Genomic DNA, 15,338 nt, shown 5'->3' with positions numbered 1-15,338 from the left:
CCACCTCCACTCGCCGACGACCTGTTCGAGCTGGTCGCGTCGGCGGGCACGGCCCTCGCGCCGGGGGTCAGGTCGGCGGGCCGTGCGTCGGGGTGAACCCGGGTGGTGCTCGTTGCACCGCCAATGAAGCTACGGGCCACCTCGGGGTGCAGCAAGCAATTCTTGGTCTCCGCAGGTCAGTTGACTGTTACCGGCGGTATTGATCAAGGTGCCGCGCCCAGTTCGACCGGGTTTGACCGCATTTTCAAGATCAACTGATCAACTTTCACGCCCCCCTTCACCTCTGTCCACCTGTGAGCCCGAGCACACCATCCACCCACCGCGACGACGAGTTGACGCACCGTCACCAGCGAAGCCGGAGTTCCCCGTTCCGACGGGCCATCAGGTGGCATCCGCCACACCCGACACGCTCCGCGACCGGTCGGGCGCGCTCAGTCCCGGGCGCCGAGCTCCGCGTCCCGCGCCAACAGCGCCGCCTGCACCCGGTTCTCACAGCCCAACTTGGCCAGGATCCGGCTGACGTACGTCTTCACCGTCGCCTCGCTCATGTGGATCCGCGCCCCCGCGTCCGCGTTGGACAGCCCCTCGCCGAGCAGCGCCAGCACCTCCAGCTCGCGCGGCGTCAGCACCTCCAGCCGGCGCCGGGCCTCCGCGCCGCGGGCGGCCGCCGAACCGCTGCGCCCGGAGGCCAGCGAGTCGACGATGTGCCGGGTGGCGGCCGGGGACAGGAAGGCGTAGCCGCCGGCCGCCGCGCGCACCGCCTGGATCAGCTCGTGCGGCGCCGTGTCCTTGAGCAGGAATCCGGCGCCGCCCTCGGTCACGGCGCGCAGGACGTTCTCGCGCTCCCCGAAGGTGGTGAGGATCAGCGCCCGCGCGCCGGGCGCGACCCTCGGCAGCTCCGCGAGCGCCGTCAGCCCGTCCATCACCGGCATCTGGATGTCCAGCAGCACCACGTCCACCCGGTGCGCCCGGGCCAGCTCCAGCGCCTCCCGCCCGTCGGCGGCCTCGGCGACCACCTCGATGTCGGCGGCAGAGCCCAGGATCATCCTGATCCCGGCGCGGATGAGCGGCTCGTCGTCGGCGACGAGGACTCGGATCACGGCTGGTCATTCCCCTCGAACGGTGCTGCGGCAGGAACACCATCCTCACATCCGGCCGAACACCGCGTCCCACCCGGCCAGGACGGTCAGAACGGTCAGGGCAATCAGAGCGGTCAGAGCGGTCAGGGCGGTCAGAGCGGTCAGGGCGGTCAGGACTTCGTGAGGTAGTGCTCCTTCTCCAGCAGCACCCCGTCCTTGAAGCAGAACCGCATCACGTTGTCCTGGCCCCAGGCGTCGCTGAGGTCACCGGACAGGTACCAGCGGCAGTGCGCGCCCTCCGGGGTCTTGGGCCCGCTGCCCTGGTAGTCGTCGGTGAAGAAGGTGTTCCCCGGCGGCAGCCGGTGCAGCACGTCGGCCTCCGGCGTGCCGACCTCCAGCCCGTCGTACACCGACTTCGGCACCGTCGCGTCGTCAGTGCCCTGGACGAAGGCCACCACGCCCCAGACCAGAAGCCCCAGCACGGTCAGGCCGACCGCCCCCACCCCGACCGCGCAGCCGATCGCCGGACTGCGCCGCCCGTCCTCGGCCCCGACGACCGGCGGCAGGCCGTCCAGCACCCAGTCGTCGACCCCGGCGATCGCCGCGGCCCCGTCGCCCGTGCCCTCCGCCCCCTCGTACGGCAGCACGCCGGCCAGCCGGAACCCCTGGTCCGGCGTCGGCCCGGCGTGCACCATGCCGCCGACCAGCCGGGCCCGCTCGCGCAGGCCGGTCAGCCCCTGGCCGCCGCTGACCGCCGGGCCCGCGCCGGCGCGCACGCCCACGGGCTCCGGCGCGCACGGGTTGACCACCTCCACCACCAGCGCGTCCGGCTCGTACCGGAGCGCGACGGTGATCGGCGCGCCGGGGGCGTGCTTGTGCGCGTTGGTGAGCGCCTCCTGCACCATCCGGTACGCCGCGTGGTCCACCGCGGCGGCCAGCGGGCGCGGCTCGCCCTCCCGGGAGAAGGAGACCAGCGCCCCGGCCGCCCGCGAGGAGTCGACCAGCCCCTCGATCCCGTCCACCCCGCCCCGGGCCGGTGCCGCGGCCGTCGCCGGCCGCACCACCGTCGACTCGTCGTGCAGGACGCCGACCACCTCGCGCAGTTCGCGCATCGCCGCGACCGCCGCCTGCCGCAGCACCCCGACCGCCTCGCGCTGCCGGTCGTTGAGCGTGCGGTCCACCTCCAGCGCGCCGGAGTGCACGGAGATCAGCGCGAGCTGGTGGCCCAGGCTGTCGTGCATGTCCTGGGCGATCCGGTGCCGCTCGCGCAGCCGGGCCTGGTGCACCACCATGACCCGCCCGCGCACCAGCTGGTCGTTGCGCTCGCGCAGCGCGTCCAGCAGGGCGCGGCGCTGCGCCCGGTAGCGGCCCCACAGCGCGGGCAGCACGGCGACCAGCAGGAAGCCGCCGAGCGAGAGCCCGACGATCAGCTTGGGCGAGGCCGAGCCGGCGTCCTTCAGCACCCCGGTCACCATGAACAGCACCCAGCTCAGCACGAAGGTGCCGACCAGCGCGGTGACCCGGCGCAGCCTCGCCCCGGCCGACCAGCCCGCGCAGACCAGCAGCGGCATCGGGCCGACGGCCCAGCCGGCCGCGGCCGAGGTGAGCACCAGCACGGTCGCCGGGAAGGCCGGCCGCAGCACCCACAGCAGCGCGACCCCCAGCCCCACCAGGACCGGGTGGCCGACACCGGAGGCCACCTCCAGCAGGACCGCGACCCCGCCCATCAGCAGGGCGAGCGCGCCCTGGCCCACCACCCGCCGGGGCGGCCAGGGCCCGGGAAACGCCGTCCGTACCGCCTTCTTCCAGGCCCGCGCCATCGCATCCACCCGTCGAGGCTATCGGGCCGCGCCACCCGTCCGCCGCCACCGTTCGTCGCCCCCGCCCCCGACGAAAGTCGCCGCTCACGGCGTTCGGGGCACCTCCCTGGGCACCCCCGTGGGCACCTCCGTGGACACGCCCGTGGACACGTCCTCGTCGAAGGCCGTGAGCAGCAGCGCCACGTCGTCCACCCGGTGCGAGGAGCCGACCTCGCGCAGGATCCGTTCCGCCAGCAGCTCCAGGCCGTCCGGCCCCTGCTCCTCGCCGCGCCCGAGCGCGGCCCGCAGCAGGTCCACCCCCTGGTCGATCGCCACCGCCGGATCCTCCACCAGCCCGTCCGTGTACAGCGCGACCACCGTGCCGGGCGCCAGGCGCAGCTCGCTGACCGGGTACTCGGCCAGCTCCTCCACCCCCAGCAGCGGCCCGCCCGGCACGTACAGCGCCTCGGCCCACCCGTCCGGGAAGCGCAGCACCGGCGGCAGGTGCCCGGCCCGGGCGATCCGGGCGCGGCCGTCGGCGGGGGTGAGGCGGACGAGGCAGCAACTGGCGAGCAGTCCGGGGTCGAGGTCGAGGAGGAGCCGGTTGGTGCGGGCGAGCACCTGGTCGGGCGGGTCGCCACCGGTGGCGAAGGCGCGGACGGCGCTGCGCAGCTGGCCCATGGTGGCGGCCGCGCCGACGCTGTGGCCCTCGACGTCGCCGATCACCAGGGTGACGTCCCCGCCGGTGACGATCGCGTCGTACCAGTCGCCGCCGATCTCCATGCCCTGGGTGCCGGGCAGGTAGCGGGCGGCGATCCGGATGCCGGGCACGTCCGGGAGGCGGTGCGGCAGCAGCGCCTGCTGGAGGCCGCGGGCCAGGGTGAACTCGGCGTCGTACAGCCGGGCCCGTTCCAGGGCCTGGGCGATGAAGCCGCCGAGGGCGGTGAGCAGGCCGCGGTCCTCGGCGGTGAAGGGGCGCGGCCGGTCGAAGCCGAGGATGCAGCTGCCGACGGGGTGGCCGGAGGCGATCAGCGGCAGGAAGGCCCAGGCGCCCATCTCGTCGAGCGCGATGCCGGGGTAGGCGGCGGCGAGTTCGCGGACCGATTCGAAGAAGATCGGGGTGCCGGTGCTGAGCGTCTCCGCGCCGGGGATGCGGGCGGCGACGGGGGTGCCCTCGAAGCCGTCCAGGAAGCCGTCCGGGTAGCCGGTCTGCGAGATCAGGTGCAGGTTCTTGTCGCGCACCCCGTAGATGGCGAGCTCCTGGCCGCCGAAGGCCGGCAGGATCTCCTCGGCCACGGCCCGGCAGACCTCGCGCACGCTGACGGCCTCGGTGAGCGCGCTGGCGAGCTGGAGCAGGTGGTAGGTGCCGCCGATGTCGGCGGGGGCGTCGGTCCGGGCGGCGCCGCGGGCTGCGGGCGGCGGGGGCGCGGCCCGCGGTTCGACGGCGCCCGGCGGGGCTTCGGCGGCCACCACCCGGCCGGTGACGCCGTGCGTGTCGGGGTAGAGCGAGAAGGCGAGCCAGCCGTCCGGCGGGCGGGCGGCCAGGAAGGCGGTGGGCTGCTGGGAGAGCAGGGCGGCCCGGTAGCGGTTCTCGAAGAAGGGGTCGGCGAGCCAGGGCAGCACGTCCCACAGGTGGTGGCCGACCAGGTCCTCGCGGCGCGCCTGGAGCAGTGGCTCGGTGGCGCGGTTGGCGTAGCCGACCCGGCCGTCCGGGTCGAGTGAGAAGACGCCCTCGCGCAGTCGCTCGACGGCGGCCGCGGCCGCGGCGAGGGTGCGGGCGTCCAGCACGGCGCCGACCAGATGGGTGCGGCCGTCCGCCGAGATCGCCGAGGGCACCCGCGCCCAGAGCTCCACCGGGTACGGGTGCCCGTCCGGCCCGAGCACCCGGACCCTGGCCGCCAGCACCTCGCCCCGGGCCAGGGCGGTCCGGGCGGCGGCCCGGAACTCGGGCAGGTCGCCGGGGGCGATCCGGCTGCCGAGGGCGGCCGCCGTGCCGTCGAACTCGTCGGGTGCGAGGCCGAAGATCGCGAGGAACTGCTCGTCGGCGGCCAGCGCCCCGGTGGCGACGTTCCAGTCGAACATCCCGACCCGGCAGGTCGGCGCGGACGGCGGCGGCAGCTCGACCACGGCCGCGTCGCCGCCCGGCTCCACGGGGTGCCCGGCCGCCGTCAGGCGCGCCAGCCCGGCGGCCAGCCGCCCGGCCACCTCCGCCAGCCGCGCCGGGGCGCCCTCCGGGACGCCGTCGTCGGAGGCCGGCCAGAACACGCTGAGCACCCCGAACCGCTCCCCGCCGCCCGCCACCGGCACGCAGGCGGAGGCGTAGTCGTACGGCATGCCGACGGCGAGCTGCGGGAAGCGCCGCATGGTGTCCTCGGTGTCGGCGAGGGTGACGGTCCGCCCGGTGCGGAAGCTGACGGCGACGGGCAGCGGGCCGGCGGCGGCGATCCGCCGGAACGGGCTCATGATCGACAGCGGTACGCCCGCGATCGTGCAGAGCACCAGCGAGCGGCCGTCCCGCGAGCGCAGGTACACCATCGCCCCGTACGCCCCGGTGCCGCCGAGCGCCCGGCGGACGGCGCCCGCCAGCAGGTCGTCCCGCTCGGCCGCCGCCGGGGCGGCGTCGAGCTCCTGCGGCCGGTGCGGGCCGGGCGGCGCCGCCCGGTCACGGCCGCCCGGGTGCGGATGGCGCATGCTCTTTTGCTACGCCGGGCCCCGGGGCGTGTCAAGGCGAGCCCCCCGGGGCCCCGGATGCCCGTCGGCCCCGGTTGCGCCAGCATGGACGGCATGCCGACCACCTCCGGCCGCACCACCGTGGTCAACCTCAAGGGCCACCGCGACGACCCCTCCCGCGCCGACGTCGTCTACGTCGGCCGCGCCATGCACCGCGGCGGCTGGCACCTGTCCGAGTCCCCGCTGCACTGCCCCTACCGCCCCGGCCCCGACCTCACCCGCGAGCAGATGGTCGCCGACTACCGCGCCTACCTCCTCGCCCGTCCCGACCTGCTCGCCCTCGTCCCGCCCCTGCGCGGCCACCGCCTCGGCTGCTGGTGCGCCCCGCTCCCCTGCCACGCCGACGTCCTCGCCGACCTCGCCGACCACCCCCCGCAGCACTGACGGGCGGGCGCCTCACAGCCCGGAGAGGTCGGCCTCCACCGCGTACGGCACCACGGCCTTGACCCGGCCGGTGAACAACTCGCCCGCCCGGTACGAACGGCTCGCCGCGTCCAGCACGTAGGTGTGGACGATCGGGACGCCGTCGGCGACCTGCTCGACCCGCCAGTAGAACGGGATGCCCGCCTTGGCGTACTGGTCCAGCTTGACCACCCGGTCGGTGGTCTCCGAACCCGGTGAGACGACCTCGACGAGCAGCAGCACGTCCGCGGGTCTGGTGGGCGACTCGTCGATCGTGTCCGCCCGGTAGACCACCACGTCCGGGCGGCGGTTGTTCAGCGGCACGTCCTGGAGCCTGACGTCGAAGTCCGTGTCGGCGTTCCACTCGGCGCCGCCGGCCGCGTCCAGGGCGTTCGCCAGGAACCGTGCGAGCCGGTTGTGCCGTTTGGAGGCGCTCGGGCTCACGGCCACCATCCCGTCGACGATCTCGATGCCCGCGCACTGCTCCACGGTCCAGGAGTCGTACTGCTCGCTGCTGATCTGCCGGTGCATCCACTCGGGTGCGATCATCTCGGCCGTCACGCCGTACCTCCCCCGGGGTTGCTGGGCGGGCCTGTGCTGTGCCTCAGCCTAGTACGCCGCCGGTCGGGGTTTCGGGTGGTTCGGGGGCTGTTCGATATCCTCCGGGCGAGTGGTGGCGCGTGGGGCGCCGCGGGGGAGGTGGGAGCCGGTATGCAGTCGCCGTCGTCCGAGGGGCCCGTGCGCGAGACGTCGTGGCAGTGGGACGGGGAGGCGGACGGCGCCGCGCGGGAGCCCGCGGACGTGGTCGGCGGGGGCGGGGACGGGCCGCGGCTGAGCCGGCGCGGGCTGCTGGCGGGGGCCGGGGTGCTGGCGGCGGGCGCGGCGGTGTGGGCGTTCGGCCGTTCGGGTGCGGACCAGCCGACTCCGCCGCCGCAGCCGAAGCCGACCGCACTGTCCGGGCCGACCCCGCTGTGGACGTACCGGGGGCCGGAGGCGATGACCCCGGAGCGGCTGACCGGCCCGCCGACCCGGCCGGTGTTCCTGTCCCGGGCCGGGCTCCAGGTCCTGGACCCGGCCACCGGCGAGGCGGCGCGGCTGCTCACCTTCGACCCGCCGCGCGGGAACTGGCCGAGCGACCTGGAGGTGCTGGGCAAGGTGGTGCTCGGGCCGGACCGGCTCTTCACCACCTCCCCTGGCCACCTGGACGCCCGCCACCTCGGCGACCCCGCCGCCGACTGGAGCCTGCCGCTGCCCGACGACCTGCAAGGCTCCGTCCAGCTGTCCGGCTTCGACGACGGCACCCTGTACGGCTACGTCTGGGACTGGTCGCGGGAGAGCTCGACGCCGAACGGCCGGCTCTTCGCCGTCCGGGTCGCGGACCGCTCGATGCTGTGGCACCTCCCCACCGACCGGAACGAGCAGCCGTTCACCCCGGTCACCGCGCCCGGCGGCCGCCTCCCGTGCCTGCGCAACCTGGGCAACGGCAGCGAGCTGGTGGTCCGGGACACCGCCGACGGCCGGGAGCTGTGGACGGCCCCCGGCGCCGGGGACCTGGGCTGGTGCGTCGGCGGCCCGGTGCACGTCTACGTCCCCGACGGGGCCGGCGGTGTCCGCGCGCTGCGCCCCGGCGGCGAGCCGGCCTGGACGGTCTCCCCCGGCCGGGGCGAGTCGTGGCGGGCGATGCCCGCGGTCTCCGACGGCCCGCGAATCTACCTGGCCCGCGACAACGGCCTGGTCACCGGGCACGACGCGGTCACCGGCGCACGGCAGTGGGCCTACCGGCTGCCGTTCCTGCTGGACCGCCGCAGCCATCCGCTGGTGGCCGGCGGCACGCTGTTCGTCCCCGGCCCGGCGGCCGCCGGGGTGTGCGCGATCGACACCGCGAGCGGCACGCCGCGCTGGACGTTCCTCGACTCGGGCCCCGGCAAGGACGTCTGGTCGCTCGCCGTCGACGCGAACCACCTCTACGCCGGCCACGACGACGTCCTGCACGCCCTCCCGCTCACCTGACCGCCCGGCACCACAGCCACGACGGCACGACAGGATGGCCTGATGCAGGTACACCCGATCTCCCCCGACCGGCTGGCCGAAATGCTCGCCGACCGCATCGCCGCGCTGTCCGACCCCGGCGGCCGGTGGCTGCGGGTCGCGGTGGACGGCGCGCCCGCCGCCCACCCCGACGTGCTCGCCGACGCCCTGGTGGAGCCGCTGCGGCTGCGCGGCCGCCCCGCGCTGCGGGTGTCGGCGGCGGGCTTCCTGCGCCCGGCCTCGATCCGGCTGGAGTACGGCCACCAGGACGCGGACGCCTTCCACGACCTCTGGCTGGACGACGGCGCCCTGCTGCGCGAGGTGCTGGACCCGCTGGAGCCCGGTGCCAGCGGCCGTGTCCTGCCCTCGCTGCGCGACCCGGCGACGGACCGCTCGACCCGCGCCCCGTACGCCGAACTGCCGCCCGGCGGCGTGCTGTTGCTGGACGGCGCACTGCTGCTCGGCCGCTGGCTGCCGCTGGAGCTGGCCGTCCACCTCGCGCTCACCCCGACCGCCCTGGCCCGCCGCACGCCCGCCGACCAGCAGTGGACGCTGCCCGCCTTCGCCCGCTACGAGGCGGAGACCGGCCCGACCGAGGCCGCCGACGTCACCGTCCGGGTGGACGACCCTCGTCACCCGGCCCTGGTCGAGCGGAGCTGACGCCCGTACCGGCCGGGGCCGGGCCACGCTGGCAGTAGGGGCACCAGTACGCCACCCGGTCCTGCGGGGGCGTGCCCTGGCGGGCGGTCCGGACGAGGGTGCCGCAGCGCGGGCAGGGGCGGCCGGCCCGACCGTAGACCCAGTGCTGGTGGCCGCGCCGGGTGTCGCCGGTGGTGACGTGGCCGGGGCGCAGCCGGTTGGCGTCGAGGAGCTCCCGGGCCCGCTCCACCAGCCGGTCGGGGAGCGGGAGTTGGCCGACCTCGGCCCACGGGGTGACACCGGCCAGGTAGCAGAGTTCGGCGGCGTAGACGTTGCCGATGCCAGCGAGGTTGCGCTGGTCGAGCAGTGCCTCGGCGAGCGGGCGGCCGGGGTGGGCGAGCAGTCGGTGGACGGCCTCCACCGGGTCCCAGTCGGGGCCGAGCAGGTCGGGGCCGAGGTGGCCGACGGCGCGCTGCTCGTCGGCGGTGCGCAGCAGGTCGACGACGGGCAGCCGGTAGCCGACGGCGGTGCCCCGCTCGGTGCCGAGGACGGCGCGGATCTGCCAGGCGGGGCCGCCGGACCAGCGCTCGCCGGGCCGGTAGACCTCCCAGCGGCCGTCCATCCGCAAATGGGTGTGCAGGGTGAGGCCGCCTTCGAGGCGGGTGAGCAGGTGCTTGCCGCGCGGGGCGACCTCCAGCACCCGGCGGCCGGCGAGTACGGCGGTGGCGTGCGCGGGCACCCGCAGGTCGGCGCTGGTCAGCACCTGCCCGGCGAGGGCCTCGTGCAGCCGGGCCGCCGCGCGGTAGACGGAGTCACCTTCTGGCATGTCTCCATCCTCCACCGCGCGGCGGCCCGGCGGCGCGGCGCGCTACTCGCCCTCGGCCACCTGGCCCTCTCGGACGACGACGACCGGGCAGGGCGCGTGCTCGGTGAGGTGGCGGCTGACCGAACCGAGCAGCACGCCGGAGAAGCCGCCGAGGCCGCGGCTGCCGACGACGAGCAGCGCGGCGCCCTTGGCGGCCTCCAGCAGGGCCTGGGCGGCGTTGCCGGGCATCACGCTCTCGCTGATCCGCACGCCCGGGTCGTCGCCGACGACCCTGACGACGGTGTCGGAGAGGGTCTTGCCGGCCAGTTCCTCGGGGTTGAAGACCTCGGCGGACGGCACGCTCGGCGCGGCCCAGCCGTAGAACGCCGGGTACTCCCAGGCGGCGATCGCGGTGATGGTCCCGCCGACGGCTCGCGCGTAGTCGACCGCCCAGCGCAGCGCCTGCTCCGAGGCGGGCGAGCCGTCCACGCCGACGACGATCCGGGGGTTGGCACTCATGGCGTTACTCCTTGGCGCTCAGTTCCTGCTCGGTCCCGACACCCCGAACATAGATCAAATCGGGCGTGTGGTCGGTATTTGCCACGCCGTGATCGGCGTTTTGCATTCAGATCGATGGCACATGGCCTGGCCGATCTGCGGTTGTGCGGCTCTGTCGCTGTGCGGTTGTGCCCGGGTATCGGACCAGCCCCGACGACTCAACTCCGGTAAGCGGCCCAGGAGTCGGCCATCCGCTGGACCTGGCCGGGGGTGAACTGGCTCATGCAGGAGTCGTAGCTGTAGTCCATGAAGTTGTGGATCGGGTCCAGGCCGGGCCCGGTGCAGGTGCGGCGGCCCTCGGGGCAGCCGTAGGCGGGGGTGCGCTCGGGCGGGGTGTCGTCCACGTAGTCGCCCGGGGGCAGGCAGCCGCCCTGGAAGGTGTGGAAGAGGCCGAGCCAGTGGCCGATCTCGTGGGTGGCGCTGCTGCCCTCGTTGTAGTGGGCGGCGGCGCCGCCCGGCAGGGAGGCGTCGAGGACGACCACGCCGTCGTCGGCGGGGTTCGAGCGGTAGGCGCCCGGGAAGGTCGACCAGCCGAGCAGGGACTGGCCGAGCTTGGCGGTGTAGAGGTTGAGGGTGCCCGCGTCGCCCTTGCGCAGCGCGTTCTTCATCCCCGTCTCGGTCCCGGAGCCGGGGGTCATGCCGTCGTACCAGGAGGCGTTGTCGGTGTAGTCGGTGCCGGCCAGCTCGAAGTGGAACGGGCTGGGGGTGTTGCCGTCGCCCTGGCCGCCGTAGGTCGCGTTGAGGTGGTCGATCTGGGCGGCGACGACGCCCCCGTCGAGCCGGCCGGCGTCACCGGCGTGGATCACGTGGACGAAGACCGGCACCGTCGTCGGGGCGCCGACCCGGGCGTGCGCGGAGGAGAGCTGGGCGAGCCGGTCGTCGAGGTCCGCCTGCATCGCCCGGGCCTCGGCGGCGGTGACGGCGTTCGGGTCCTGCCCGGCCTGACTGCCGGCCGGCTTGCGGGCGGCTGCGTCGACGGCGGCGGCGTCTGAGTCGGCGTCGGACCCCGCACAGGCCGCGGTCACGGCGGCCGCAGCGGTCACGGCGGCGGAGTGCGGGGCCGGGGCGGCGAGCTGGCTGAGACCGGCGGCCGCGACCAGCACGGCGGCCCAGGGGAACAGACGGGGGGTACGCGAGCGCACCCGGGCAGTACGGCGCATCTGCGCTCCTGACAAGGGAGTTGGCGGATTGTCGGCCGCGCCCCGGGCCCGCCCGGCTCGGCGCGGACCCGCCGAGACTACGACGCGGCGAAGACGATCTCCCGCAGGGCGCGCGCGGCGGCCCGGTCGAGTACCACGGCCGACGCACAGCCCTCCGGCGCCCGTCCGGCCCCGGTGAGCCGGCGCCGCAGCCTGTCGACGGCGGCCCGGTGCCGGAGGAAGGCGTAGCGGGAGACGCTCTGCCCCCGGCTCTGCTGGCCCTCCCGCGCCTCGGCCGGTTCGGCGTCCAGCAGCAGCAGGTGCACCCGGCGGCCCTGCCGGGCGGCGGTGCGGGTCAGCCAGAGCCGCACCCAGGACAGCGATCCGCAGTCGTGGACGGCGAGCGGCCCGCCGGCCAGCACCGCGCGCCGCAGCCGCCGGTAGTGCGCGATCCGCGCCAGCGGGCGGTAGAGGGCGTACGGGAGGCGGCCGGGCAGCCTGGCCGCGTACTCCTCGCGGACCAGCTGGGAGTCGACCAGCGGGGCGCGCACGCAGCGGCGCATCAGGGTGCTCTTGCCGCTGCCGGGCAGCCCGGAGACGACCAGCAGGTCGCCGGCGGGGTAGTGCAGCGCCACCGGGGCGGGGCCGGTCCGCAGGTCGTGCAGGCCGGGCTGCACCCGTAAGGCCTGCGGGGCGGCGGGGCCCTGTCCAGGAGGCGACGGCACCCGGGGTGCCGCCGCCTCCGCCGTTCTCGTCCTGGTCACCGGTCCTCCCCGCGCCGTTCCCTCCCTTGGAGCATTACGCATTCCCAAGAGTGAGTAAAGAGCGGTGATCGCCGGGCCCGGCCGGCCGGTGCCGGATCAGGGCGTGCCGTGCGGGCGGGTCAGCCGAGCTGGGGGGCGACCCGGGAGGCGATGAGCTCCAGGTGGTCGAGGTCGTCCAGGTCCAGGATCTGCAGGTAGACCCGCTCGCTGCCGACGGCCGCGTACCGGCCGATCCTCTCGGCGACCTCGTCCGGGGTGCCGGCCAGGCCGTTGGCCTTCAGCTCGTCCACGTCCCGGCCGATCACGGCCGCCCGGCGGGCCACCTCGGCGTCGTCGCGGCCGACGCAGGCCACCAGGGCGTTGGAGTACACCAGGTCGCCGACCGAGCGCCCGGCCTGCTCGACGGCGGCCTTGACCCGGCCGAACTGGGCGGCGCTGTCCTCCACCGAGGCGAACGGCAGGTTGAACTCGTCGGCGAAGCGGGCGGCCAGCGCCGGGGTCCGCTTCGGGCCGAGGCCGCCGACCAGCACCGGGATCCGGTCCTGGGCCGGCTTGGGCAGCGCCGGCGAGCCGGTCAGCGTGTAGTACTCGCCGGCGAAGTCGAAGGTGTCGCCGAGCTTGGTGTTCCACAGGCCGGTGATGATCGCCAGCTGCTCCTCCAGCCGCCCGAACTTCTCCTTCGGGAAGGGGATGCCGTAGGCGGCGTGCTCGGCCTCGTACCAGCCGGCACCGAGGCCGAACTCGACCCGGCCGCCGCTCATCGCGTCCACCTGGGCGACCTGGATCGCGGTGACGCCGGGCAGGCGGAAGGTCGCGGCGGTCATCAGGGTGCCGAGGCGGATGGTGCGGGTGTCGCGGGCGAGGCCGGCCAGGGTGATCCAGGCGTCGGTCGGCCCGGGCAGGCCGTCGACGTCGCCCATCTTCAGGTAGTGGTCGGAGCGGAAGAAGGCACTGAAGACGCCCAGGTCCTCGGCGGCCCGGGCGACCGTCAGGAGGGTGTCGTAGCTCGCGCCCTGCTGCGGTTCGGTGAAGATGCGGAGATCCATGCGGACCATTCTGGTACAGACCACCCGTGGATCGGTGCAGAGAACCGGCCAAGCCGCCGAAGCTCCCGAAGGTGGCCAAGGTCTCAGCACGGAACCGTCACGAGCCGCCGGTCCGGCCGACCCGCTCGCCTACGGTGGACGGATGTTCGCCACCCCCGACGAGTCCTTCCGGCGCTCCCCCGACGATCCGGCCGGCTGCCCGCTGCCCGGCATCGTCGCCGCGTTCACGCCCCGGCTGGCCGAGTTCGCCTTCGAGCCCGGCTTCGTCGCGATGGTCGACCAGCACGTCGCGATGCTGCGCGAGCTGCTGTACGCGCAGGGGCCGGAGCTGGCGCCCCGGCCCCTGGACCGTGAGGAACTGTCGGACTACGCGCTCGGCTTCCTGGACGCGCTCACCGAGATCGGCTGGCGGGAACCGGTGGGGTACGACTACGCGGTGCACCGGCTGACCGCGATCTGCTGGCTGGTGCGCGAGCAGGGCCTGCTGCGGGCCTGAACCCGCTGCGGGTCGCTACGACCCAGGACACGCCCGCCCTAGCTCGGCTGGTCGCCCGGGCGGCCCGGGTCGATGCCGGGCGGCGGCGGGGTGGTGCCCGGGGCGGCCTGGGTGGTCGGCCGGGCCGGCTGGTTGGCCAGCACGTCCGCCCGGCCCGCCTGGTAGGCGCTGCCGCGCAGTTTGGCGCTCTCCTGCTCGGCGTGGTCCAGCCAGCGCTCCCAGCGCTGGCGCATCGGCAGGATCAGGCCGCCGCCGACACCCACCACCAGCACACCGGCGATCGTGGCGAGCACCGCGATCAGCACCGGTCCGGTGATCGCGGTGGCGATCCCGGCCTGGCCGAGCGCCGCGATCACGCCCAGCGCGACGATGAACGCCCAGGCGATCGTGGCGACCGTCCGGCCGTACGAGGCGCCGGCGAGCGCGTTGCGCACGATGTCGCGGACGCCGTTGGCGATGGCCATCGCGACCACCACGATCGCGACCGCCACGATGCCCCGGGGCAGCCACGCGACGATGCTGTGGATCATCACGCTGATCGGGTTCGGGCCGAAGACGCCGAACGCCAGCTGCAGCACCATCAGCAGGATCGCGTAGTAGACGATCTTGCAGATGATGCCGGTCATGTCGTAGTTCGACCCGCTCAGGTGGCGGGCCATCCCGGCCCGCTCGGCGACCCGCTCCGAGCCGACCTTGCGCAGCACGCGGTCCAGGACCTTGGCGATCGCCTTCGCCACGATCCAGCCGATGACCAGGATCGCCAGGAAGGCGATGAACTGCGGGACGAATTTCGCGATCTTGGACCAGGCGTCGGTGAAACCCGATCCGAAGTCCACGGAGAGTGCGAGCTGCTGAGCCACGGAGTCCTCCACTCGGTGACACGGCGCCACGAGCGGCGCGTGCGGCCCCCCACCCTTCGTGGATAGCAGCACCCCGCCCGGCCCGCGCGCGCCTGGTCCCCGGGCTGCTCCCCCCGGGTGAAACGGGCCCGTAGACGCCCCGCGTAAAGTGATGTTCAAGGGCACGGGACGGGGGCGGGACGGGACAGGACGGTGCGGGTGTGAGCAGCGACACGGTGGACGGCGGCACGACGACCGGCAGCACGGCCGGCAGCACCGCCGGGCACCCGGCACTGCGCTGGCGGGTACGGCCCGAGGCGGCGCGCGCCGCCGTCCTGGTGCTGCACGGCGGCGAGGAGCACAACCTCTCCCGGCCCGGTCCGGTCAACCTGCCGCTGCTGCGGATGCACGGCTTCCTGCGCTCCCTCGCCAAGGACACCGCCGGCGCCGACGTGGCCGTCGGCACCGTCCGCTACCGCCACCGGGGCTGGAACGGGCAGCGCGCCGACGCCGCGCTGGACGCCCTCGCCGCCCTCGACGAGCTGGCCCGGGAGCTGGGCGAGGTGCCGACCGTCCTGATCGGGCACTCGATGGGCGGGCGCGCGGCCCTGCGGGCCGGCGGCCACCCGGCCGTCACCGGCCTGGTCGCGCTCGCCCCCTGGTGCCCGGCCGAGGACCCGTGCGAGCAACTGGCCGGACGGGACGTGCTGCTGCTGCACGGCGACCGCGACAAGGTCACCCCGCCCGCCGAGACCCGGGCCTTCGCCGCCCGCAGCCGGGCCGCCGGCGCCCGCGTCTGCGGCTACACCGTCACCGGCAGCGGCCACGCCATGCTCCAGCGCATCCCCGACTGGCACCGGGCCACCACCCGCCTGGCCACCGCCCTGCTCGGCCTGCGCCCGCTCCCCGCCGAGACCGCCTCCGCCCTCGCCCTCCCGCCCGCCTCCCCCGAGGCCCTCACCCTCGCCCTGCCCCGCCAACCGCGCGGCTGACCTCGCGCGGACCGGCGGCCGC

Annotated in this window: 15 protein-coding genes; 5 read left to right on the top strand and 10 right to left on the bottom strand. The window is 75.2% G+C overall.

Annotated elements, in window-relative coordinates:
* Window positions 1–431 precede the first annotated feature (431 nt).
* The 3 genes from AB0R04_RS24155 to AB0R04_RS24145 all read right to left on the bottom strand — a co-directional run bounded on the left by AB0R04_RS24155 (window position 432) and on the right by AB0R04_RS24145 (window position 5,569).
* On the bottom strand, window positions 432–1,100 hold the full coding sequence (locus AB0R04_RS24155) for a response regulator transcription factor (protein ID WP_363374509.1): 669 nt from the start codon (window positions 1,098–1,100) through the stop codon (window positions 432–434).
* A 149-nt stretch (window positions 1,101–1,249) separates the two neighbouring features.
* Window positions 1,250–2,899, bottom strand: coding sequence for a histidine kinase (locus AB0R04_RS24150; protein WP_363374596.1), 1,650 nt, complete (start codon window positions 2,897–2,899; stop codon window positions 1,250–1,252).
* 84 nt (window positions 2,900–2,983) lie between these two features.
* Entirely contained in the window at window positions 2,984–5,569 is a 2,586-nt protein-coding gene (locus tag AB0R04_RS24145; protein WP_363374507.1) for a SpoIIE family protein phosphatase, read from the bottom strand.
* Window positions 5,570–5,662: 93 nt separating this feature from the next.
* Here AB0R04_RS24145 and AB0R04_RS24140 point away from each other — a divergent pair, with 93 nt between their 5' ends.
* Window positions 5,663–5,992, top strand: coding sequence for a DUF4326 domain-containing protein (locus AB0R04_RS24140; RefSeq protein ID WP_363374505.1), 330 nt, complete (start codon window positions 5,663–5,665; stop codon window positions 5,990–5,992).
* Between the two features lie 12 nt (window positions 5,993–6,004).
* Here AB0R04_RS24140 and AB0R04_RS24135 read toward each other — a convergent pair whose 3' ends face one another.
* Complete coding sequence (locus tag AB0R04_RS24135) at window positions 6,005–6,571, bottom strand: Uma2 family endonuclease (RefSeq protein WP_363374503.1); 567 nt, start codon at window positions 6,569–6,571, stop codon at window positions 6,005–6,007.
* 150 nt (window positions 6,572–6,721) lie between these two features.
* Between AB0R04_RS24135 and AB0R04_RS24130 the strand changes: the two genes are divergently transcribed.
* Together AB0R04_RS24130 and AB0R04_RS24125 are read left to right on the top strand one after the other, a co-directional pair.
* Entirely contained in the window at window positions 6,722–8,020 is a 1,299-nt protein-coding gene (locus AB0R04_RS24130; protein WP_363374501.1) for a PQQ-binding-like beta-propeller repeat protein, read from the top strand.
* Window positions 8,021–8,062: 42 nt separating this feature from the next.
* Window positions 8,063–8,698 (top strand): uridine kinase, encoded by a 636-nt coding sequence (locus tag AB0R04_RS24125; protein WP_363374498.1) that lies wholly within the window; start codon window positions 8,063–8,065, stop codon window positions 8,696–8,698.
* Here AB0R04_RS24125 and AB0R04_RS24120 read toward each other — a convergent pair.
* The 5 genes from AB0R04_RS24120 to AB0R04_RS24100 all read right to left on the bottom strand — a co-directional run bounded on the left by AB0R04_RS24120 (window position 8,646) and on the right by AB0R04_RS24100 (window position 12,989).
* On the bottom strand, window positions 8,646–9,503 hold the full coding sequence (locus AB0R04_RS24120) for a DNA-formamidopyrimidine glycosylase family protein (RefSeq protein WP_363374496.1): 858 nt from the start codon (window positions 9,501–9,503) through the stop codon (window positions 8,646–8,648). The two genes, AB0R04_RS24125 and AB0R04_RS24120, sit on opposite strands and share 53 nt — an antisense overlap.
* A gap of 42 nt (window positions 9,504–9,545) precedes the next feature.
* Window positions 9,546–10,001: a universal stress protein gene (locus tag AB0R04_RS24115; protein ID WP_063350474.1), complete on the bottom strand. Its 456-nt coding sequence runs from the start codon at window positions 9,999–10,001 to the stop codon at window positions 9,546–9,548.
* Window positions 10,002–10,198: 197 nt separating this feature from the next.
* A complete protein-coding gene (locus AB0R04_RS24110; RefSeq protein ID WP_363374494.1) occupies window positions 10,199–11,200 on the bottom strand; it encodes a zinc metalloprotease in 1,002 nt (333 codons plus the stop codon).
* A gap of 77 nt (window positions 11,201–11,277) precedes the next feature.
* Window positions 11,278–11,943, bottom strand: a complete 666-nt coding sequence (locus tag AB0R04_RS24105) for an AAA family ATPase (protein ID WP_363374492.1) — start codon at window positions 11,941–11,943, stop codon at window positions 11,278–11,280.
* Between the two features lie 119 nt (window positions 11,944–12,062).
* A complete protein-coding gene (locus tag AB0R04_RS24100) occupies window positions 12,063–12,989 on the bottom strand; it encodes an LLM class F420-dependent oxidoreductase (protein WP_063350471.1) in 927 nt (308 codons plus the stop codon).
* 142 nt (window positions 12,990–13,131) lie between these two features.
* On the opposite strand from AB0R04_RS24100, the gene AB0R04_RS24095 reads away from it, so the two are divergent.
* Window positions 13,132–13,485: a DUF6401 family natural product biosynthesis protein gene (locus AB0R04_RS24095; protein ID WP_363374491.1), complete on the top strand. Its 354-nt coding sequence runs from the start codon at window positions 13,132–13,134 to the stop codon at window positions 13,483–13,485.
* A gap of 38 nt (window positions 13,486–13,523) precedes the next feature.
* On the opposite strand, the gene AB0R04_RS24090 is transcribed toward AB0R04_RS24095, so the two are convergent.
* Window positions 13,524–14,345 carry a hypothetical protein gene (locus tag AB0R04_RS24090; protein WP_063350469.1) on the bottom strand — a complete coding sequence of 274 codons (822 nt, stop codon included), beginning with the start codon at window positions 14,343–14,345 and terminating at the stop codon, window positions 13,524–13,526.
* 200 nt (window positions 14,346–14,545) lie between these two features.
* Between AB0R04_RS24090 and AB0R04_RS24085 the strand changes: the two genes are divergently transcribed.
* Window positions 14,546–15,316 (top strand): alpha/beta fold hydrolase, encoded by a 771-nt coding sequence (locus AB0R04_RS24085; protein WP_363374488.1) that lies wholly within the window; start codon window positions 14,546–14,548, stop codon window positions 15,314–15,316.
* Window positions 15,317–15,338: the final 22 nt, after the last annotated feature.

Source organism: Kitasatospora sp. NPDC056731 (assembly GCF_040687675.1).
Lineage (GTDB): Bacteria > Actinomycetota > Actinomycetes > Streptomycetales > Streptomycetaceae > Kitasatospora.
The sequence above is the reverse complement of the archived record's forward strand: the minus strand, read 5'-3'. Positions and strand labels throughout refer to the sequence as shown.